Here is a 20,438-nt window from a genome sequence, read left to right on the forward strand (position 1 = left end):
TCAATCTTTTTTAGATTTTTTTTATTAATCGCTAATTCAGCAAGATCATCAATAATACCATCTTGAAAAGGGCTAATTTCAATTATTTTTTAAAATCAATGACTGTTATTGCAGACTTCAACTTAAAAGTGCCAATACATACATGATCATATAAACCTGTTCTTGTTTCATGTATTGTTGTCGTCTCTGAATCACCTAAATAAAGCATTACAACCCCTTTTGGATTAGCTCTTCCATCGGCCGATTTACCTTTAGGAGGTGCCCCTATCCCTTCTGATTCAAATAGTTTCCCGTCTTTTGAAATCCTGCACCTATAGAACTGTTCTCCTTCTGAATAAGTCTTTTGAATAGCTTCACAATACTTTCTTAGAATGCATTTATTAATTTGATTTGAATGAAAACGATTGTTATATTTAATGTCGTCAACAAAATCTTCCCAACTCTTACTGAACAATGAATGATCTTTTAAATAAATTGGGTCATACATCTGCTTTACTCCAACAGGGTGCGTTAACAATTCAGGACTTTCTTCGAATAGATTTTTACAAATCTCAGAAAGCATTTGGTGAATCTTGAACTCCTCTTTAGTAGTAAATATATTCCAATTTGTAGCTATTTCTGTTTTTAGAAGCGTTTCTTGCCCAACTGGGAAATTTTCTATTTTATCTACTGGAGAAAAAATAGAAACGAGAGAGCTCAAAAATGGAATTAAATAGTCGTCACACTGTGTATCATAAACACAAACATTATTATTTGAACAAATGTCACAGCTAGCCTGCCTTTCAGCTATATTAACTTCGTTTTTTAGAATCTCATCTGCAAAACAATCTTTACAAATTTTCATTCACTGTCTCCACTGATTCGGTCAAGATACTTACTAACCAATTCAATATGATGCATAATGGACAATTTCTTTACTGTGCCAAGACCTGGATAAGAACCCGTTTTATACAATTTTTCAAATTCATTTATCGCCAGTGTTCTTTCCACTAGGCCCTCGTTGACAAATGTAATTAATTTTTCAAGTGCTTCCTTAAACTTACCAGCTGGGTTTGTTGGATCTTGGTTTGTTTCTGATACAAAATGGTGAATTCTTAGATTTTCATCAGAATCAAAATAAACGATGTGGATAGCAACAGCATAAGGAGCAAAACCTGATTCACTATACTCCTCTCCTACAATGGAATAGTCAGAAAATCCCTTATATTCATCTTCTATAAAATATTTATGATCATCTGAGAAGAATTCATCATCTTTGTCTGAATAATCTGTATTTCTTGCTAATTTAACAAAATTGTCACTAATCTTGACTTTATTTCCCTGAACTTCTCTTTTTAGTCTTCCTATTTCTGAAATAAAATTATACGCCGTCTCTTGTTCCCTATAATTTTTATTATATCCTTGTAAATCATCGGGCTTCTTACACACTGTTATTTGTTTGCCAATATCTGCAATAGACTTAAAATTTTCTTCTAAACTATAATCCTTACTTATCAACGAAACATAATAAAAATTCTCACTTTCATCAATCAAACGATCCAATCGAGTAGCAAGATTACTTTTAGAAAAATCGCTATATTCCTCCAAAAAAGATCCTACACCTGGATTCATTACAATAGAACATTTCTGCCTCTTATCTTTAAAACCCTCCAAAGTACTTACCAGTGTAGGAGATAATCTTACCGGTTCAATAATTGGAATTACAGCGCTTCCTAATTTATTATTTTCTAACAATTCTCTAAGAGCAATCAACTCATACTGTCTTCCTCTCAAATACGGAAAATACATATAAATACTCCTTTATTCATTTAAAAACTGCTTTAATGCCTTAAAATCCTTAGGTTTAAAATTCATGAAATACACCAAAAATTTAAGCTCATAAGGAACATCTGCAAATAAATCTTTATCTATTGAATTCCTCTTCTTCAATTCCATAAGAAAATCCGAATAAAACTGTTCCAATGGAATCTTTTTGGTTAATAATTTACAAACGTCATAATACTCAAATTGAGACACATCTGGTAACGAATTAAAATGTTTCTCAATAATGTTTTCATATTCCCCCTTACGAAGTATTTTAAAAATTATTTCCCTATCTAAATCAGTACTGTACTTCTCTGGTTTAATTATTGTTTTAATTTTGCTGTTTCTTTGGAGCACATAAAGACCAACAGGTTTTTTTAACAACTTAATCTTCTCCAAAGCTAAATTTACATTTTTTTCATGAGTAACAATTGCAACATGATTAAATGCTCTATAGTATTCTGTGATTTGATTTTCTAACCTATCAAAATTATCAAATTCAGTTTTGATTTCATATACCACAGCTTTTCCATTTATTAAAATAAAATCTGGTTTTGCATTTCCAACAGGTATTTCAGTCAAAGCAGTAGTAGTATTTATACTATGTACCCCTAATAGTAATTTATTTAACAACGTATTTTTATAAAAATATTCATTTCTATACGATTGAGAGAGTTTCATATAAGTATTTTGAATTATAGACAAATTATTACCTAATTTATGATGTTGCGATACACACTCAAAAATTGGATCTTTTTTATTTTGTACGAGGTTTTTTATAGTATTTCTGGAAAAAAATCTATTTATTAAATAATTTTTTTTAATTTCCAAATTAATCCCCTCCTTAATTTCGTCCTTCTAACATTCATTATATCAAAAATATCTACTTCTAACACGATTTATCATAACTTTATTTATCACCTTTATTCTAAAATTATGATGTTTTTCTAACTTACCAACAAGTTTCGTTTCTCATAATTTTTTATTAATCTATTACTTAATTTCAAAAAAAGGAAAGAAACTGTTTTCTTCCCTTTTATTTTCTTAATGTCTAAAATGTCTCACGCCTGTGAAGACCATAGTCAAGCCGTATTTATCCGCAGCTTCGATAGACTCTTGGTCTCGTACTGACCCACCTGGTTGAATGATGGCCTTGATACCAGCTTTGGCGATTTCTTCCACGTTATCCGCAAATGGGAAGAAGGCATCGGAAGCAAGCACAGCGCCGTCAAGACGGTCTTTAGCTTGGTCAATAGCAATACGAACTGAAGCCACACGGTTGGTTTGACCTGGGCCAACACCAAGTGTCATGTGATCATTAGTCACGATGATTCCATTTGATTTGACATACTTGATAGCTTTCCAAGCAAACTCAAGGGCAGTCGCTTCTGTCTCAGTTGGCTGGCGTTTGGTCATCACTTGCCAGTCAGCTGGGCTTTCTTTGACCACGTCTTGGTTTTGCACCAGGAGTCCACCGACAACACCTGTGTATTCTGCTTCCACTTCACTAGCGTCTTGGGCATCAAATGGCAAGGCAAGAATGCGCAAGTTTTTCTTTTTGTTGGTCAAAATGGCTAGCGCTTCATCCGTATAGCTTGGTGCAATGATGATTTCAAGGAAAACGTCGTGCATCTTCTCAGCTGTCGCAGCATCTACCTCACGGTTGAGAACGACAATTCCACCAAAAATAGACACTGGGTCAGACTCATAAGCGTAGTCCCAAGCAGTCTCGATGTCATCAGCTTGACCAATCCCACATGGGTTCATGTGTTTCAACGCCACAACGGTTGGACGGTCTTTAAAATCACGGATAATACGGATAGCTGCATCCGCATCACGGATATTGTTAAAGGACAATTCCTTCCCGTTGAGCTGTTTCGCTGATGCAATAGAATAATCTGTCGGCAAAGCTTTTTGGTAAAAATCTGCATCCTGTTGAGGATTTTCACCGTAACGCATGGCTTGTTTGAGGTCATAAGTCAAGGTCAGTTTTTCAGGCTTGCTTTCGCCGACCTGAGCTGTAAAATACTCTGCAATCAAGGCATCATAAGCTGCAGTGTGACGGAAAACCTTGGCTGCCAAACCTTGACGAGTTTCGTAAGTCGTTTCACCATTTGCTGCCAATTCGTCCAAAACCACTGCATAGTCCGCAGGATCTACCACAACTGTCACGCTGGCGTGGTTCTTCGCTGCTGAGCGAAGCATAGACGGACCACCGATATCGATGTTTTCGACTGCATCAGCGTAGGTCACATCTGGTTTGAGAATGGTTTCCTTGAATGGGTAAAGGTTTACCACTACAAGGTCGATGAGCTCGATTTGATTGTCCTTAGCCGCTTCCAAGTGGCTATCCAAGTCACGACGAGCCAAGAGCCCACCATGGATATTTGGATGAAGGGTCTTGACACGACCGTCCATCATCTCTGGGAAACCAGTCACATCATCGATGGCAATGGTCTCCACCCCGGCATTGTCAAGGGCAACCTTGGTTCCACCTGTCGAGATAATCTCCCAACCAAGTTTTTTGAGTTCTTGGGCAAATTCAACAATGCCCGCTTTGTCTGAGACGCTGATTAAGGCGCGTTTAGTCATATATTCTCCTTATGTTATATTTTATCTTCTGCTGGATCAACTTCAAACCAGTGTTTACTATTTCTTTTACACTCCAACGCTGGAACCCTCTCGGTCACAATACGCTTCTCTTTCCCATTTGGGTCTATTACTCTATCCCATGCTGTAGGTTTATTGTAATATTTCATCTTTCCATTACAGATCGGACAGGCAGCAACTTCAACTTTCTCTATACTCAACCTATTTCCAATTCCACTAAGTGCATAATTAAACATCAAAGGTTGTCTAGTCTCTTTACTTGTAATAGATCGTAAATAAAAAATAATAATCGTTAACAAGAAAATTCCTAAAAAGATAAACAAAAAATTTTCATTAATTCCCTTAAATTGTCCCGTATTTGAATTTCTAAACCAATTTATTAATGGTTCAATGCCCTTGAAAATTGTGAAAGCACTAGCTACTGAACTGAGTATTCCACTGAAACTTAGAACAGACTTAGTTAAAGGAGTCTTCCAAATTACCTTTGCTTCATACTCAGCAACTGGTTTATCATCTTTTTTTTGAATATAAACATCTCTACCTGCAGCATATATATCTCCGCCAGCAGTATTTCCTACACCAATATTAGTACCACCATTAAAACTATCTTTATTTGTCATTTTTATTCCTCTTCTATCTATCTTTTATCTTCTCTCCACTCCCAAGCTATCCAGTACCTCTGGATACAATTTGTACTCTGCCTCATGAATCCGAGCTTCAAAGCTTTCGATGGTATCATCAGCTAGTCGTGGTACGCGTACTTGTTTGATGACCTTGCCTGTATCCACACCCGAGTCCACCCAGTGAATGGTCACGCCAGACAGGTCTACGCCAGCATTCCAAGCGTCCTCAATCCCATGAGCTCCTGGAAATTCCGGCAGGTAGGCTGGATGGATATTGATGATTCTACCTTCATAAGCCGCCAATAAGGTTGGCCCAACAATTTTCATGTAGCCTGCGAGACAAACCAAGTCAATTTGGTGTTCTTCCAAAATTTCGACAAGAGCTGCTTCGTAGTCCGCCTTGTTCTCAAATTCCTTGAGTTCAAAAACATAGGACAGGACGCCGAGCTTTCCTGCACGCTCGAGCACATAGGTATCACGATGGTCTGAAAAGACAAACTCCACTGGAAACTCTTCAGCAATCACCTGAAAGTTTGAGCCATTACCAGAGGCAAAAACCGCTATTTTTTTCATTTGATGATGACACTTTCGTTTTCTTTCGTGACGATGCGACCAATTTCATAGACTGGTTCATCCAACAATTCCTTGGTTCGCTCGATATTTTCAGGCTTGACTGCCAGCATGAGTCCCACACCCATATTGAAGATTTCAAACATTTCTTCGTGCTTGATATGACCGTATTTCTCAAGAGCTTTGAAAATCGGAAGGACTGGAACTTTGTCTTCTTCGATTTCTGCCGCTAGATCATCTGCAAACATACGAGGGACATTCTCGATAAATCCACCACCTGTGATGTGGGCAATGCCGTTGACCAAGCCTTCCTTGATGAGTGGTAGAACAGCTTTAACGTAGATACGAGTTGGTTCCAAAAGGACATCTTTCAGCTTTTTGCCTTCCAACTCAGGCAAGACTTCTTCGCCTGTGTAGTCAGCAAAGACACGACGGACGAGTGAGTAACCATTTGAGTGAATCCCACTTGAAGCAAGTCCGAGAAGAACATCACCTTCTGCCACCTTTGAACCGTCAATGATTTGAGATTTTTCTGCCACGCCAACCGCAAAACCAGCCAAGTCATAGTCATCTGCGCCATACATACCAGGCATTTCAGCCGTTTCACCACCGATGAGGGCAGCACCAGCCTGCACACAACCTTCTGCCACACCAGCGACGACTTGTTCTAGTTTAGCTGGTTCATTCTTCCCTGTCGCCACATAGTCGAGGAAATAGAGGGGCTCCGCACCTGCAGCGATGATATCATTGACACACATGGCTACACAGTCCTGCCCAATCGTGTCATGCTTGTCGTACTTGATAGCCAGCATGAGCTTGGTTCCGACACCGTCAGTCCCTGAGATCAAGACAGGCTCTTTTACCCCTGTCTTTGAAAGGTCAAACATGCCACCAAAGCCACCAAGAGCTCCCATGACACCTGCACGCTCCGTACGAGCCACGTGCTTTTTGATCCGCTCAACAACTTCATAACCTGCTTCAACATCTACACCTGACTGGGCATAAGCATTTTTATTTGTCATCTTCTCTTCCTTTCCTTTCATGGAGAGTCTTTATCCGTCTATTTGTAAAAACTGGTCTTATCCCCCAAGCTCCTACGATATTCTTCTTCATAGTCGTAGAGAGGAGTTGGGTAGTCTCCATCAAAATAAGCGACACAGAGACCGCCATTTGGCGCATCTGTTTCAATCCCAATCGAATCAATCAAGCCATCAATCGAAAGATAGGTCAGGCTATCCGCACCAATGATTTGGCAGGTTTCTTCAACCGTATGATTGGCCGCAATCAACTCCTGACGCGTCTGGATATCAATCCCGTAAAAACATGGATAAGCCAGCGCTGGACTACCAATGGCAACGTGAACCTCAGACGCACCTGCTTCTTTCAAAAGCTGAACGATACGGCGAGAAGTTGTCCCACGAACAATGGAATCATCAATCATCACCACACGTTTGCCTTTGACAACGCCTGAAACAGCAGACAGTTTCATCCGCACACCTTGCTCTCGCAATTCTTGAGTCGGTTGGATAAAGGTCCGTTGGGTATATTGGTTCTTGATGAGGCCCATTTCATTTGGCAGACCGGATTCTTCCGCAAAGCCCATGGCTGCGCTGAGTGAAGAATTGGGCACACCGACTACGATATCCGCTTCGTGCTTAAATTCACGCGCTAATTGGGCCCCCATACGTTTGCGAGCTGTATGGACATTGATCCCATGGATATTAGAGTCAGGGCGGGCAAAGTAGATATACTCCATAGAGCAAATCGCCAATTGGGTATCATTCGTATAACTATCGTACTGGATACCATTGTCATCCACAATCACAATTTCCCCTGGTTTTACATCACGAATCCACTCAGCACCGATGACTTCAAAGGCACAGGTTTCAGACGAAACCACCACCGCTCCGTTTGCCATTTTTCCGATAGAAAGCGGACGGAAGCCATTAGGATCAAGCGCAGCAATCAACTTATCCTCAAACAGCAGGATATAAGCAAATCCACCTTTGACAAGGCTGAGCGCCTCCTTGATTTTGCCCATCAAGTTCGGATTGTGACTCCGACGAATGAGGTGGGCCAAGATTTCCGAGTCCGAAGTTGAACTGAAAATAGCTCCTCTTTGTTCCAATTCTTGCTTGAGCGATTCTGCATTGGTCAGATTCCCATTATGAGCCAAACCAAACTGCATATCATGAAAGCGGAAGAGAAAGGGCTGGATATTATCTACAGAAGCTTCGCCAGCAGTCGCATAACGAACATGCCCAATCGCGCTCGCTCCGGTCAGTTTATCCAAATTAGCTGGATTTCTGAACACTTCTGATAAAAGCCCCATATCACGATGACGCTTCAAGTTCCCCTGGTCATTGGAGAGGATTCCTGCCCCCTCCTGACCACGGTGCTGAAGACTGTGGAGACCAAAATAGGTCAATTTAGCAGCATCTGGATGCCCCCAGATACCGAAAACACCACATTCTTCATTAAGAGATTTTACTTCGTATGTCATTTTTTATACCTTTTATTTCCCTGTGAAATAACGCACAGCCGACGCGAACAGGTGCTGGTCTTTATTTCCTGGGATGTTTTGGAAGAGACCATCTTCATAACGTTCTGAGTGTCCCATTTTACCGATGATTTGGCCGTTCTTGCTAGTAATTCCTTCGATGGCGTTGACTGAACCATTTGGATTGTACTTAGAATCCATACTTGGTTTTCCGTCAAAGTCAACGTATTGGCTGAAAATTTGTCCATTGTCACGGAGCTCCGCAAATTCCTCAGCCGTCACGACAAACTTCCCTTCACCGTGCGAAACAGGAATAGCGTGGATATCGCCCACTTGCACACCAGCCAACCATGGCGAGTTGGTATTGGCAATACGGGTCTCCACCATCTTAGCCACGTGCTGGTTGGCATCATTGTAGAAAAGGGTTGGGCTAGTACTGCTGGCATCCTCGAAGTTACCGTATGGAAGAAGACCTGATTTGACAAGAGCTTGGAATCCATTACAGATACCAATAATCAAACCACCTCGAGCGATAAAGTTATCAATAGCTACACGCACTTTTTCATTAAGCAAGATGTTGACGATAAACTTGGCTGAACCATCTGGCTCGTCCGCAGCTGAGAATCCACCCGCGAAGAAAAGGATGTTAGCCTTGCCAATATTGTCAACCATGGTTTCGACTGACTTGACAATAGCTTCTTCATTCAAGGTCACAAATGGCACCAAGTTAACCTCTGCACCTTCTTTTTCGAAGGCTTTAGCTGAGTCATATTCTGAGTTAGTTCCTGGGAATACTGGGATGTAAACGACAGGTTTTTCAATAGTTTCTTTGGCTTTGATGACTGCGCCAGAAGCGACAGCTGGCACTTCTGCCAGTTCTTTAGCTTGAGCAAATTCAGTAGGGTAAACTTCTTCCAATTTTCCTTGAAAGGCACTGTCAAGTTTCTGTCCATCTAGCTTCACACCGTTGACAAGGAGTGTAAAGTCTGCTTTCGTTTGTCCAATCTTCTCTACTCCAGCGATTTCTTGAGGAGATGTGAAGACAAATCCGCCTAATTGAGCTGTCAAAGCTGTTTCAAGTTCAGGCAAGGTCACCTCTGCACCGATATGGTTCCCAAAGGTAGCAAGAGCCAAGCTTTCAACGACACCACCATATTTAACAGCTGATGCAGATGTTACTTTGTGTTCAGCTTGGATAGCTTCAAATTGAGCAAAGTTAGACTTAATCAAGTCAAAATCAATCTCTGCAGAGAGGGCTTGACCTGGGATGTGGTAGATGTTTTCACCAACATTCTTGAACTCTGGAGAGAGCACCTTACGGCTATCTGCCGTTGTCACCCCAAAGGCAACCAAGGTTGGTGGTACTGTCAATTCTTCAAAAGTACCAGACATAGAGTCCTTACCACCAATCGATGGCAAGCCAAGCTGGATTTGTGCTTCGATAGAGCCTAGGAGAGCTGCTACTGGCTGACCAAAACGCTCAGCCTGTTTGTCCATCCGCTCAAAATACTCTTGATAAGAGAAGCGGGCCTTAGACCAGTTGGCACCAGCAGCCACCAAACGAGCGGTTGCTTCGATAACCGCATAAGCAGCGCCATGATATGAAGACCATTCTGCCACATAAGGGTTAAATCCTTGCGCCATGACTGACGCAGTGTTCGTCACTCCGTGCTGAACTGGCAATTTCTGCACAGACGCCTCAGTTGGTGTGAGTTGGTAGCGACCACCAAGTGGGTGATTGACAGTTGAACGACCAACCGAACAGTCAAAGATGGTTTGCAAGCCTTTTTGACTCGCATGGTTGAGGTCAGATAGAACCGCAAGGGTATCTGCTTCAAGTGTTTCAGCAGATGTTTGACGTTCTTCTGGGAGTTTGGCATCCTTGTCCACAACCTTGGCATCAACGACCACGCGCACACCGTTTGTATCAAGGAAACGACGTTCCAAGTCAACAATGGTTTCACCATTCCAATGCATGACAAGATTTGGTTTTTCAGTCACTGTTGCCACAACAACAGCGTCAATATTTTCTTTATTACATTCGGCAACGAAGGCATCTACGTCTTCAGGACGCACCACAACCGCCATCCGTTCTTGAGATTCAGAGATAGCAATTTCTGTACCATTCAAGCCTTGGTATTTCAGAGGAACCTTGTTAAGGTCGATTTCAAGACCATCTGCCAATTCACCGATGGCCACACAGACACCACCTGCTCCAAAGTCGTTGGATTTCTTAATGAGACGAGTGACATCGCCATTACGGAAAAGGCGCTGAATCTTGCGTTCTTCGATGGCATTCCCTTTTTGAACCTCAGCACCGGCAGTCTCTACAGACTCAACTGTTTGAACCTTAGAAGATCCCGTTGCACCACCGACACCATCACGTCCAGTCTTACCACCGAGCAAGATAATCACATCGCCGGCTTCCGGTTTTTCACGGACTACATTTTCCTTAGGAGCAGCACCAACAACGGCACCTAGCTCCATGCGTTTAGCTACAAAGCCTGGGTGGAAGTACTCACGAACGTAAGTCGTCGCCAGACCAATTTGGTTACCATACGAAGAATAACCATGAGCCGCTGTCTTCGAAATGACTTGTTGTGGCAATTTACCAGCGCGCGTTTCTGAAATCGGAGCTGTAATATCACCAGCACCTGAGATACGCATAGCTTGGTAAACGTAGGAACGGCCTGACAATGGGTCACGAATAGCCCCACCGATACAAGTAGCCGCGCCACCAAATGGTTCAATTTCCGTTGGGTGGTTGTGGGTTTCGTTTTTGAACATAAGGAGCCAAGGTTCCTTGACACCATCAACGTCCACTTCGATTTCAACCGAGCAGGCATTGATTTCGTCTGACACTTCCATGTCGTCCAAACGCCCATTAGCACGCTCATAACGACCAAAAATAGTCGCCATATCCATCAAGGTTTGTGGCTTTTCAGACCGACCTAGTTCATCACGCATGGCAATATACTTGTCATAAGTCGCCTGCAATTGCTTTTGGAATTTAGAAGCTGAGAAATCAATCTGTTTCAACTCTGTCTCAAAAGTCGTGTGACGGCAGTGGTCAGACCAGTAAGTGTCCAAAACCTTGAGCTCTGTTTCCGTCGGCACTCGTCCGATTGACTTGAAGTAGTCTTGGATAAAGAGCAGATCATCCACTTCCATGGCCATCCCTTGCTCTGCCTTGTAGCGAGCAAAGTCTTCTGCCGTATAACTTTCAAAGAAAGTCAATTTAGGAATGGTCTTGTCCGACTCTGAAAATTCCTGCTTGGCAATCCCTGTCGTGATGTCCTTGAAACGAGAATCAACTGGGTTGAGCAAGTAGTTCTTGACCGCTTCCAACTCAGTCGCATCAATATCCTTATTGACCAAGTAAAGCTGGGCTGTGTTGACTGTTACATCACTTGAACTTCCCAGTAAAAGCAAGGCTTCCTGTGAAGAAGCTGCACGCTGGTCAAATTGACCAGGCAGGCTTTCAATGGCAAAGAAAGCATAGTTGGCAAGATCCGCTTGCACGGCCGCTTCGTCCAAGACATGATCCGTCACCTGCTCAGAGAAGATGTGCTTCTCTGCAGGTGCAAACAAGTCCTCTGCCAAATCAAAGACATCATAAACCTGCACAATGCGAATACTTTTCAAAGTTGACAATCCCAAGTTGTGCTGGAGCTCTCTCACCAAACTCTCTGACTTGACCTGAAAAGCAGCCTTTTTTTCAACAAAAATACGTTTATCCATCAATTCTTATTCCTTTATTTCAGCTCTTGCAAACAGATTATTTCAAATCCTGCAATTTCTCCCAGACAATCTCGTAAACATCAGTTAGTTCTCCCAATCCCCTGCGGAAAACATCCTTGTCCATGTGGTTGCCATCTACATCCCACAAACGACAGTTATCTGGTGAAAACTCGTCTGCTAAGATAATCTTACCATCCTTGTCAAAACCGAACTCTAGCTTAAAGTCAATCAATTTAAGACCAATCTCAGCAAACCAAGCTTTCAAGAGCTCATTGATACGACGCGTTTCTTCCTTCAAGTAGGCAATCTGCTGGTCATCCGCAATTTTAAGGAATTTCACATGCTCGTCATTGATAAAGGGATCATCCAAATCATCATTTTTATAGTAAAATTCGACAATTGGAGTCTCAAATGCGATACCTTCTTCCACCCCAAAACGTTTTGAAAAAGAACCAGCCGTGTAGTTGCGGAGCACAACTTCCAAAGGAATAATCTCCACTTTTTTATTGAGTTGCTCTGTATCTGAAAGCTTCTCCACAAAGTGAGTCGCTACACCAGCAGCATTTAACTTCTCAAAAATAAAAGATGAAATCTGATTATTCAAGACTCCTTTACCCGCAATCTGCTCCTTCTTGACACCATTGAAAGCAGTCGCCTGGTCCTTGTAAGTTGAAATAATGAGATTTTCATCCTCAGTTGTATAGATATCCTTGGCTTTTCCCGAATAGATCAGTTTTTTTGACATTTTAAAGTTCGCCTTTCGTATTACTTGAGCACATTCTACCACAAAACAAACAAAAATTCAAGATTTTTACGAACTATTAACAAAATAGTACTTGTTGCGTAAAGAAAAAACTGCAAAACACCTTTGTCTTACAGTTTTTCAATCAGTTATCTCGAAAAAAGACGAACATTATTCTCTGTTCAAAAATTGATCCCAATAATAGCGCAAATAGCTTTTCTTCCCTGTGATTAGCGTCAAACGTCCTTCTGAACCGTAGCGAAGACTTTCTGCCTGCTCAGGAGTCAGACTGGTCTCCGCCTCTATTTTAAAGAAACTGCCCTTTTCAGTCTTGGTAGCTGTCGCGTCAATATTCGTAATGGCAGAAACAAGTACGAGCTCTTTATTACCATCCTTGCTTGTAGTGAAACGGACAGAATCACCGACCTTGAGCCTTGCAACATCTTTTGAAGTAAGATAAGCCGTGAGTTTGGTTTTCCCTTCTTTTTCCAAGGATGGATAGAGCTGGGCTAGCAATGTCCCCTCTGCAACCATTGTAGATTCACTGGTCTCAGGATTAAGGTGAAGCACCCCATCCTCACTTGCTGTAATTTTCCCCTTGTCCAGCAGACCTCCTTGGACTTTCTTACCCGACTCTGCCTCCAAAATTTTCTGATCCAAAAGTGTTAATTCCTGACCGACTTTGACTAGGTGCTGAGACTTGAGGGATTCCAGTTGACTATCCAGTCCCGTTGCGTAGGCTTGTTGAGCTCCAGAACCCGCATACTGCACACGATAAGTAGCTAAACTAGACTCTAGCTGGGTAATTTGTGCATCCATCTGTGCAATAACTTGCGATTTAGCTTGCGGATCTTCTTCAGCTTGGTTTTTATAGGTCTGATAAAATGAGTAGGCTGCATTTTGACTATCTAGTTGAGCTCCTGTTTCAATCGCCGACTTAGCTGTTTTGTAATCTCGAATTTTATCCTCTGTTTGGCTGATAAGATTGCCAATCTCGGCCTGGCTCTGACTTGCTGCCGCATTCTGCGAAGAGATGCTGGCATTTTGCTGCGAAACATTGCTCCTAAGACTACTAGCTTGGCTGAGATAGTCTCTAAACATCTCCTGATATCCAAACTTATCCGCCTCTGGAAATTGATCACTCCCCTCTTTCAAACTGGATTGCAAATAACCCAACTGCTTTTTTGATCCTTTAACATCTCCAACTGATTGGCGTATGCTTCAGCTTGAACAGCTTCCGCCCCTTGCTGGTACTCAACGAGTAGTTCCCCCTGCTTGACCAACTTGTTCTCTTCCAGATAATTTGCCACAATCCGTTGATTGCTAGTTGACTGGATGTTGGCAATGATCCGACTAGGTTCGACAGTGGCCCTAGTAGACAAACTAATCTCCTTCTCTGCAAAAACTGCAAATCCAAACAGAAACACGAGCAGAAGCGACATGGGTACAATCACCCGACTGGAAAAATTATGGTAACGACGATTATAAAACTCCGCACTTTCTAAAAATTCTGGTTTCATCCTCTCCTCTTTCTAGCTATTGACCAAATGAGCGTAAAAGCCATTCTGTGCAAGCAAGTCTGCATGGTTGCCTTCTTCGACAATCTTGCCTTGATCCAAGACAACAACCTTCTCTGTTCGCTCAGCAATGGTCAAGCGGTGGGCAATGAAAATCAAGGTCTTGTCTAAAGCCATGAGATTATCGACAATCCGCTTTTCTGTCAAGATATCCAGACTACTAGTCGCCTCGTCCAATATCAGAACAGGCGCATCCGTTAAAAGAGCACGCGCCAAAGCAATTCTCTGCCGTTGCCCCCCAGAAATACCTGCCCCATCCGAAGTCAATTCTGTCTGATAATTCAGTGGCATGCGCTCGATATCCTCCCGAATCTCAGCCAATTCAACTGCTCGTAAGATATCTTCCTGCGTCGTCCCTTCCTTGGCTCCAAGGAGCAGATTCTCCAAAATCGTTCCGTTAAAGACATAGGGCTGTTGAGGTAGATAGTTGATATACTGGCGCAAGGCTTTTTTATCAATCTGATTGAGATTGACACCACCCAGACTAATCTCTCCCTGACTAGGGGCATAGAAATTAACCATCATCTTTGCCAAAGTGGTCTTACCCGAACCTGAAATCCCCACGAAAGCCATCTTAGACCCTTGCGGAATGGTCAAATTGATATCTGACAAGACGTCACGACCATAGCCATACTTATAGTGAACCTGCTTAAAAGTCATATCTCCCTTCATCATACTCAGATCTTCTACCGTTTTCTTCTCCTCAAACTCCGAAGCTACCAGATAAACCTCATTTAAGCGATTATTGGCAACCTGCGCTGTCTGAAGTTTGGTTTGCAGGTTGATGATATTTTCCAAAGGATTGGTAAAGTAAATAAGCAAAGTATTATAGGTAATCAACTGGCCCAAACTCATCTTGCCATCCATGACCAGAACAGCTCCCATCCAGAGAACACCAACATTAAGCAAAAGCTGGGCAACTTTTTTTAGAGCCTTTTGCTGACTTTCTGCCCGACTGTAGGTAAAGGATTTTTTCAGATAAGTCACAAATTCCTTGTCAATCTTTTGATAGCGTGAACTTTCACTGGTCAAAGACTTAATGGTCTCAATACCGTTGATGTCCTCGATGATGGAAGAAGATAGAACCGCATTGGCTTCCATAGTGTCCCGATTCATCCTTTCAAAAGGCTTCATAAAGGCAAAGATAATCACTGTATAGATGGGAAGTGCAAGCAGACTAATGAAAAAGAGTGTCATATTTTGTGAAAACAAGACAAGCGAGATAATCAAGATCGTCGACACATCTAAAAAGATAGACAAGATGGTCGAAGCTAGCGCATCGATGATACTATTGGCATCTGTAAAACGAGACACGATTTCCCCTGTTCTGCGTGTCGCAAAAAAGGACATTGGCAGGTGAAAAACATGCTTGATGTAGGACAAAATCACATCAATCGACAAGCGTTGCCCAAGGATCAGTAGGAGATACTCCTGGGCATAAGACAAAATCTGCTGGAGAATATAGACGATGACTAGTCCTATTGAGATAATGCCCAAGGTCGAACGCATCTGGTCTGGTACGTAACTGTCAATGATAGACTGGAGATAATAGGAGCCCACGATATTGATCAGGGTTACCAGGAGTGTTGCCAAAACGATATTAGCAATCAAGCCACGCTGTTTGAGCAAGATTGGCAAGAAGGATAAGAGCCCCTGTTTTTTCTCCTTATGGGGTTTATAGTCTGGAGACGGAGCCATAAAGAGACTGACTCCTGTCCATTCTTGCGCAAAGCGCTCACGGGAAATCTTGGTCAGCTTAACACTGGGATCTGGATCAGCGATATGGATTGTCTTCTTATCCTGACCTGTCACCACATAATAGTGGAGCAATTTCCCTTCCTTGAGCACATGGGCTACAAACGGAAAGGTCAAATCCGGCAGATCAAAGAGCGTCATATCCGCCTTGATAGCCCGCGTTTCAAAACCAATTTCCTCTGCCACCTTTACAAGACCCAAAGCAGTCGTCCCATCCATGGTCGTCTTGGCTAATTCTCGTAGATGAGCCAAGGAGTAATAACTACCATAGTAGCCAAAGACCATGGCCAAGGAAGCCACGCCACAATCCATCTGGTCCACCTGGGGACGATAGTGCCTTTTCCCAAATTTCATATCCATCTCCTTTTTTCTAATAATCTCTTAAAAACTTTGTAAGATTATTTTAACCAAACAAGGAAGAAATAAGGGAATTATTTCTGAAAAAACAATATCCTCACCTGAACAGCACTTTTACCAAAGAAAATAGGCAGAACAAGAGTCCTGCCTAGAATATTCAATTACACAGATTTCTTGCCTTTCCCACTTCTTTTGTGAATGGCGTATAAAACGATAAACGCAAACACAGGGGGTACCATATAACTACTTTCACTCATTGTTAGCTGAAACCCAAGAGTTGCTAGAATCGTAAAGTTGAAAATATTCATTAAAAATAGGAAAATAATATAGTAGAAAATATTTTACAATCCTATTCATTCTATTCTCCTTTTCTTTCTCCTTGGCCCCGACACAGTAAAATAAAAACCACTAAAAACAAGGAAATCGTAGGTAGATTTATTTTATTTACATCAGCCACGATTCTAATAATTAGATAAGCCATCGAGCTAAATAATACAGTGGTCTCTGGCCAAGTTTTTCCTAGTAATTGAACAACTTTCATCTCAAACTCCAATCTGATGGTCCATCAATTCCCATTCGTACTTTCTTTTGTTTTGTACTTGTATCCTACATAAAACAGACCAAGCAGAATTGGATAGGTTTCTGGATAAAACAGGGTATTGATCGGATTTTTCATAATCATATACGTTGCGATATAAAGAATGATCGATACGACAAAATACCCCTCAGCAAATCCTAATAAGATTTTTTTCATAGCAGACTCCTATTTACCTGATAAGAAATGCGGAGAAACTCCGCCATTTACATGCACAAAATCCTTTTCATTCAGATTGATCTTTTATAGTTTTGATTATCTTTTGCCAAATCTTTGCAAAAAATACCAAAATAACCCGAAGCAAGCAAACCAACTACAGTCCATTGCCAATCAAAGGATACTAATGAACCTGTACGAATCAGATGAAGCGCGAGATGCAGGCCGATTGCCAACAAAGGAATTATAGTGGCTAGCTTAGGTAAGAGTGTATTGAGATTAAGGTTCCGATTGTTCATAATCTAACGCCCTCTATAGCCATTATAGACTCCCAATCCAAGTGTACCTCCTGCTACAGTAGCCGCTGCTCCATAAGCTGCTACTGCTTTCCAGCCTACAAGCACTACCGTACCTATCGTTAATGTAATAACACCGCCTTGAACCTCTTCAAGTTCTTGAAAAGATAATTCTTGAAATTGTTTCATTGCTAAGCCTCCTTTCTAGTCATATTAAGGTCGCAATGCTTTTCCAATAGCATATCCTGCTCCATAAAGAGCTCCTCCAATTGTAACCACAGCACCTGCTACTTTTCCTGCTAAAATAATTCCAGCTGCTGTAATAATCAATCCCCCATCCACATCCATCAACTCTTCTTCTGTAAGAGCTACAAAGTTCTGTTCCATTTTGTCAAAATTTGTCATCTTTTTTTCTCCTTTATTTTTTAGTTTATGGTCTCTAAGCTTTAAACCATTTTAAAAACCAGATTGGGTAAATTACTGAAATCTTTTTCCTTCCTGTTCTTCTCACTTATCTATTCGAGAAGTGATTTAAAATGAACAGGTAAATTTCATTTATTTTAAATACCATTTGATAAACCATGGCAATAAGATTGGTAAATACATCGCGTAGTCTCCTTTCTTTTCTTCTTACCTATCTATTCGAAAAACAATTCGAAAATGAGCAACTTATTCATTTTTATTTTAAAAACCACTTAATGAACCAGGGATAAAAACCGGTAACATACATAAACGTTCCTCCTTTTTCTTTCTCGTCTCTTTATTCGCAATTTCTACTAAAAATTTTAACGTTTTTCTTTTTTCTGCAAATAAAAAAACAACATGACTTGCATGTTGCTTTTGGCTATATTTTACCTTTAATGGTTTCGATTACATCTGTTACACTTTGAAGATGGTCAATTTCCTCATCGCTGATTTCGATTCCAAATTCATCTTCTAGCGTCAAGACGAACTCCATCAAATCCACTGAGTCTGCATCAAGATCGTCCTTCAAACTCAAGGCCTCTGTTACGACAAAGTCTGCTCCCTGTCGCTCTTGGATAATGGTTACAATACGGTCAAAAATTTCTTTTTCTGTCATCTTTTTTTATTCTCCTGAAAATTCACGTGCAGTTTGGGCAACTACGTCTGTTTCTAGCATGGTACGAATCTGGCGAATCGTACTGTACACAGCCTTGGCATCACTTGAGCCATGGGTCTTAACAACAGGTGCTTTGACACCAAACAAGACTGCTCCTCCAACATCTGAATAGTTGAGCTGTTTTTTCAAACCTCTGAGACTATCTTTAAGGAGAAGAGCACCTAGTTTAGCTCGAAGACCGCCACCTGTAATAGCTGTCTTGAGCAAGCCCATGATTCCCATAGCTGTCCCTTCGATAGATTTGAGCACAGCGTTTCCCGTGAAACCATCTGTCACGACAACATCCACAACGCCATTCATCAGATCACGCGCTTCCACGTTTCCGATAAAGTTCAAACTTTCATCAGCTACTAGCAATTCGTAAGTTTCCTTACGAAGCGGGTCTCCCTTGCTGCTTTCTGTTCCGTTGTTGAGCAAACCAACACGTGGTTTTGCAATCCCACGAACATTCTTGGCATAGAAGGAGCCGAGAATAGAGTATTGATGGAGGTGCTGAGCAGTGTTTTCCGCATTAGCGCCGAGGTCAAGCATATCAAAGCCTTTTCCATCTATAGTTGGCAATGTTGACATAAGTCCAGGTCGGTCGATATTCTTGATACGACCCACGATGAAGAATCCTGCTGCCAACAAGGCACCTGTATTTCCTGCGGAAAGAACAGCATCTGCCTCTCCCTCTTTGACTGCCTTAGCCGCCAATATCATGCTGGCATTTTTCTTCTTACGGATAGCTTTTGTCGGCTCATCGTCTGAATCAATTTTCTCATCTGTATGGATGATGCTGACACGCTCTGCGGCTGTTAGATATTGCTTGATTTTGCTTTCATCTCCGTAGAGTTGAATCTCAATATCTGAAAAGTCAGCTAGGGCTTGATTGACACCCTCAACGATGGCTTGGGGTGCATAATCGCCACCCATAGCATCTACTGCGATTTTTTTCATTTGTCTTCCTCTTTTAGTAATTGTCCCCAGTCGGCTAGGGAATCAATGAATTTTTTTGATTTTAGATGAATCCCGACGTACTCTTCATAGAGTTGATCCATAAACTTGCGCAAGTCTTGCTTGATTTCAGACTTGAGCGAAATGGTCTCCAAGGTCTCAAAATCAATAGCCTGAAATTGATTGAGCAGATAAGGGATGTTGGGATTCAGATGGCAACGTTTCTCGTCCTCATGGTAATGGTCTGGACAGAGGCAAGCTCCATATTTGAAAGAAAAGTCAAAGGCCTGACCAACCCGATGGCAAAAGACACACTCATTAAAATTGAGCCCAATTCCAAATCGGGTCAAGATTTGAATTTCAAAAATATTGGTCAAAACCTGATAATCCAAACCCTCTTCCATCAACTCTAGAGTCTTTCTCAAGAAGGCAAACAAGGGAGCATCCTGCTGATTATCCTGCAAACTAGCATCTGCAAGAGCCGCAACATAAGTCGCATAAGCCATGACAAAGAGGTCGCTATTGATTTTGGGAAAGGTCATCACCTCATGATAGTCCTCAATGTAACTGAGTCCATCATCATTGATTCGCAAGAGAAACCGTGCCAACACCAAGGGCTGGATAACAGGAGCTAATTTAGACTGACCTGCGTGTTTGACGAAAAACATGCGCTTCCCAGCCTGCTCGGTGAAGATCTTGACTAACTTATCATCCTCCCGAAAGTTACGATTGTAGAGTACGAGACCTTGACTCGTGATAGACTGGATCATGCTTCTCTCATGTACTCCTCAAGTCGTTTCATAGCCTCTCTGATTGTTTCCATGCTGGCCGCATAAGAGAGGCGAACATAGCCTTCTCCGTAACGCCCAAAGGCAGCACCCGGGATAAAAGCAACAGCCTTTTTCTGAGCAAAATCCTTTAGAAAAGCAAAGGAATCTTGATTATAGCCTGCTGGAATCTTGGCAAAGATATAGAAGGCACCGTCTGGTTTGATAATCTCAAAACCAAGAGCAGTCATCTTTTCGATTATATAATC

Annotated in this window: 20 protein-coding genes and 2 pseudogenes; all 22 read right to left on the reverse strand. The window is 41.7% G+C overall.

The window, feature by feature from the left end; genetic code table 11:
• Positions 1–82: 82 nt before the first annotated feature.
• Positions 83–844 carry an RES domain-containing protein gene (locus SORDD24_RS11945; protein WP_269139596.1) on the reverse strand — a complete coding sequence of 254 codons (762 nt, stop codon included), beginning with the start codon at positions 842–844 and terminating at the stop codon, positions 83–85.
• Positions 841–1,788, reverse strand: a complete 948-nt coding sequence (locus tag SORDD24_RS09845; RefSeq protein WP_061409968.1) for a sce7725 family protein — start codon at positions 1,786–1,788, stop codon at positions 841–843. The genes SORDD24_RS11945 and SORDD24_RS09845 overlap by 4 nt, the downstream gene beginning before the upstream one ends.
• 12 nt (positions 1,789–1,800) lie before the next feature.
• A complete protein-coding gene (locus tag SORDD24_RS09850; protein WP_061409970.1) occupies positions 1,801–2,634 on the reverse strand; it encodes a sce7726 family protein in 834 nt (277 codons plus the stop codon).
• Between the two features lie 213 nt (positions 2,635–2,847).
• Positions 2,848–4,395, reverse strand: coding sequence for a bifunctional phosphoribosylaminoimidazolecarboxamide formyltransferase/IMP cyclohydrolase (purH, locus tag SORDD24_RS09855; RefSeq protein ID WP_061409972.1), 1,548 nt, complete (start codon positions 4,393–4,395; stop codon positions 2,848–2,850).
• 14 nt (positions 4,396–4,409) lie between these two features.
• A complete protein-coding gene (locus tag SORDD24_RS09860; RefSeq protein WP_081103583.1) occupies positions 4,410–5,033 on the reverse strand; it encodes a hypothetical protein in 624 nt (207 codons plus the stop codon).
• A gap of 24 nt (positions 5,034–5,057) precedes the next feature.
• Positions 5,058–5,609 (reverse strand): phosphoribosylglycinamide formyltransferase, encoded by a 552-nt coding sequence (gene purN / locus SORDD24_RS09865; RefSeq protein ID WP_061409974.1) that lies wholly within the window; start codon positions 5,607–5,609, stop codon positions 5,058–5,060.
• Positions 5,606–6,628 (reverse strand): phosphoribosylformylglycinamidine cyclo-ligase, encoded by a 1,023-nt coding sequence (purM, locus tag SORDD24_RS09870; RefSeq protein WP_061410113.1) that lies wholly within the window; start codon positions 6,626–6,628, stop codon positions 5,606–5,608. The genes purN and purM overlap by 4 nt, the downstream gene beginning before the upstream one ends.
• Positions 6,629–6,666: 38 nt before the next feature.
• A complete protein-coding gene (gene purF, locus SORDD24_RS09875; RefSeq protein WP_061409976.1) occupies positions 6,667–8,109 on the reverse strand; it encodes an amidophosphoribosyltransferase in 1,443 nt (480 codons plus the stop codon).
• A gap of 12 nt (positions 8,110–8,121) precedes the next feature.
• Entirely contained in the window at positions 8,122–11,847 is a 3,726-nt protein-coding gene (locus tag SORDD24_RS09880) for a phosphoribosylformylglycinamidine synthase (RefSeq protein WP_061409978.1), read from the reverse strand.
• Positions 11,848–11,884: 37 nt separating this feature from the next.
• Positions 11,885–12,592, reverse strand: coding sequence for a phosphoribosylaminoimidazolesuccinocarboxamide synthase (purC, locus tag SORDD24_RS09885; protein WP_061409980.1), 708 nt, complete (start codon positions 12,590–12,592; stop codon positions 11,885–11,887).
• Positions 12,593–12,760: 168 nt separating this feature from the next.
• Positions 12,761–14,109 (reverse strand): annotated as a pseudogene (gene comB / locus SORDD24_RS09890) (competence pheromone export protein ComB).
• A gap of 12 nt (positions 14,110–14,121) precedes the next feature.
• Positions 14,122–16,275 (reverse strand): peptide cleavage/export ABC transporter ComA, encoded by a 2,154-nt coding sequence (gene comA / locus SORDD24_RS09895; RefSeq protein ID WP_061409982.1) that lies wholly within the window; start codon positions 16,273–16,275, stop codon positions 14,122–14,124.
• 164 nt (positions 16,276–16,439) lie between these two features.
• A pseudogene (locus tag SORDD24_RS11865) lies at positions 16,440–16,635 on the reverse strand (hypothetical protein).
• A gap of 1 nt (position 16,636) precedes the next feature.
• Positions 16,637–16,819: a hypothetical protein gene (locus tag SORDD24_RS09900; RefSeq protein WP_061409984.1), complete on the reverse strand. Its 183-nt coding sequence runs from the start codon at positions 16,817–16,819 to the stop codon at positions 16,637–16,639.
• A 24-nt stretch (positions 16,820–16,843) separates the two neighbouring features.
• Positions 16,844–17,032, reverse strand: coding sequence for a hypothetical protein (locus tag SORDD24_RS09905; RefSeq protein WP_061409985.1), 189 nt, complete (start codon positions 17,030–17,032; stop codon positions 16,844–16,846).
• A gap of 71 nt (positions 17,033–17,103) precedes the next feature.
• Positions 17,104–17,328, reverse strand: coding sequence for a hypothetical protein (locus tag SORDD24_RS11870; protein ID WP_061409987.1), 225 nt, complete (start codon positions 17,326–17,328; stop codon positions 17,104–17,106).
• Positions 17,329–17,331: 3 nt separating this feature from the next.
• Positions 17,332–17,514, reverse strand: coding sequence for a Blp family class II bacteriocin (locus SORDD24_RS09915; RefSeq protein WP_009729537.1), 183 nt, complete (start codon positions 17,512–17,514; stop codon positions 17,332–17,334).
• A gap of 24 nt (positions 17,515–17,538) precedes the next feature.
• On the reverse strand, positions 17,539–17,730 hold the full coding sequence (locus tag SORDD24_RS09920) for a class IIb bacteriocin, lactobin A/cerein 7B family (RefSeq protein WP_000180821.1): 192 nt from the start codon (positions 17,728–17,730) through the stop codon (positions 17,539–17,541).
• Positions 17,731–18,169: 439 nt separating this feature from the next.
• Positions 18,170–18,406 (reverse strand): acyl carrier protein, encoded by a 237-nt coding sequence (locus SORDD24_RS09925; protein WP_061409989.1) that lies wholly within the window; start codon positions 18,404–18,406, stop codon positions 18,170–18,172.
• 6 nt (positions 18,407–18,412) lie between these two features.
• Complete coding sequence (gene plsX / locus SORDD24_RS09930) at positions 18,413–19,405, reverse strand: phosphate acyltransferase PlsX (RefSeq protein ID WP_061409991.1); 993 nt, start codon at positions 19,403–19,405, stop codon at positions 18,413–18,415.
• Positions 19,402–20,172 (reverse strand): DNA repair protein RecO, encoded by a 771-nt coding sequence (gene recO / locus SORDD24_RS09935; RefSeq protein WP_061409993.1) that lies wholly within the window; start codon positions 20,170–20,172, stop codon positions 19,402–19,404. Before recO ends, plsX begins: the two co-directional genes overlap by 4 nt.
• Positions 20,169–20,438, reverse strand: a 270-nt coding sequence (locus SORDD24_RS11875) for an aminotransferase class I/II-fold pyridoxal phosphate-dependent enzyme (protein WP_231082752.1), incomplete at its 5' end; no start/stop codon positions are given. The genes SORDD24_RS11875 and recO, both read right to left, overlap by 4 nt.

Source organism: Streptococcus oralis (assembly GCF_001579175.1).
Classification (GTDB): Bacteria; Bacillota; Bacilli; order Lactobacillales; family Streptococcaceae; genus Streptococcus; species Streptococcus oralis_O.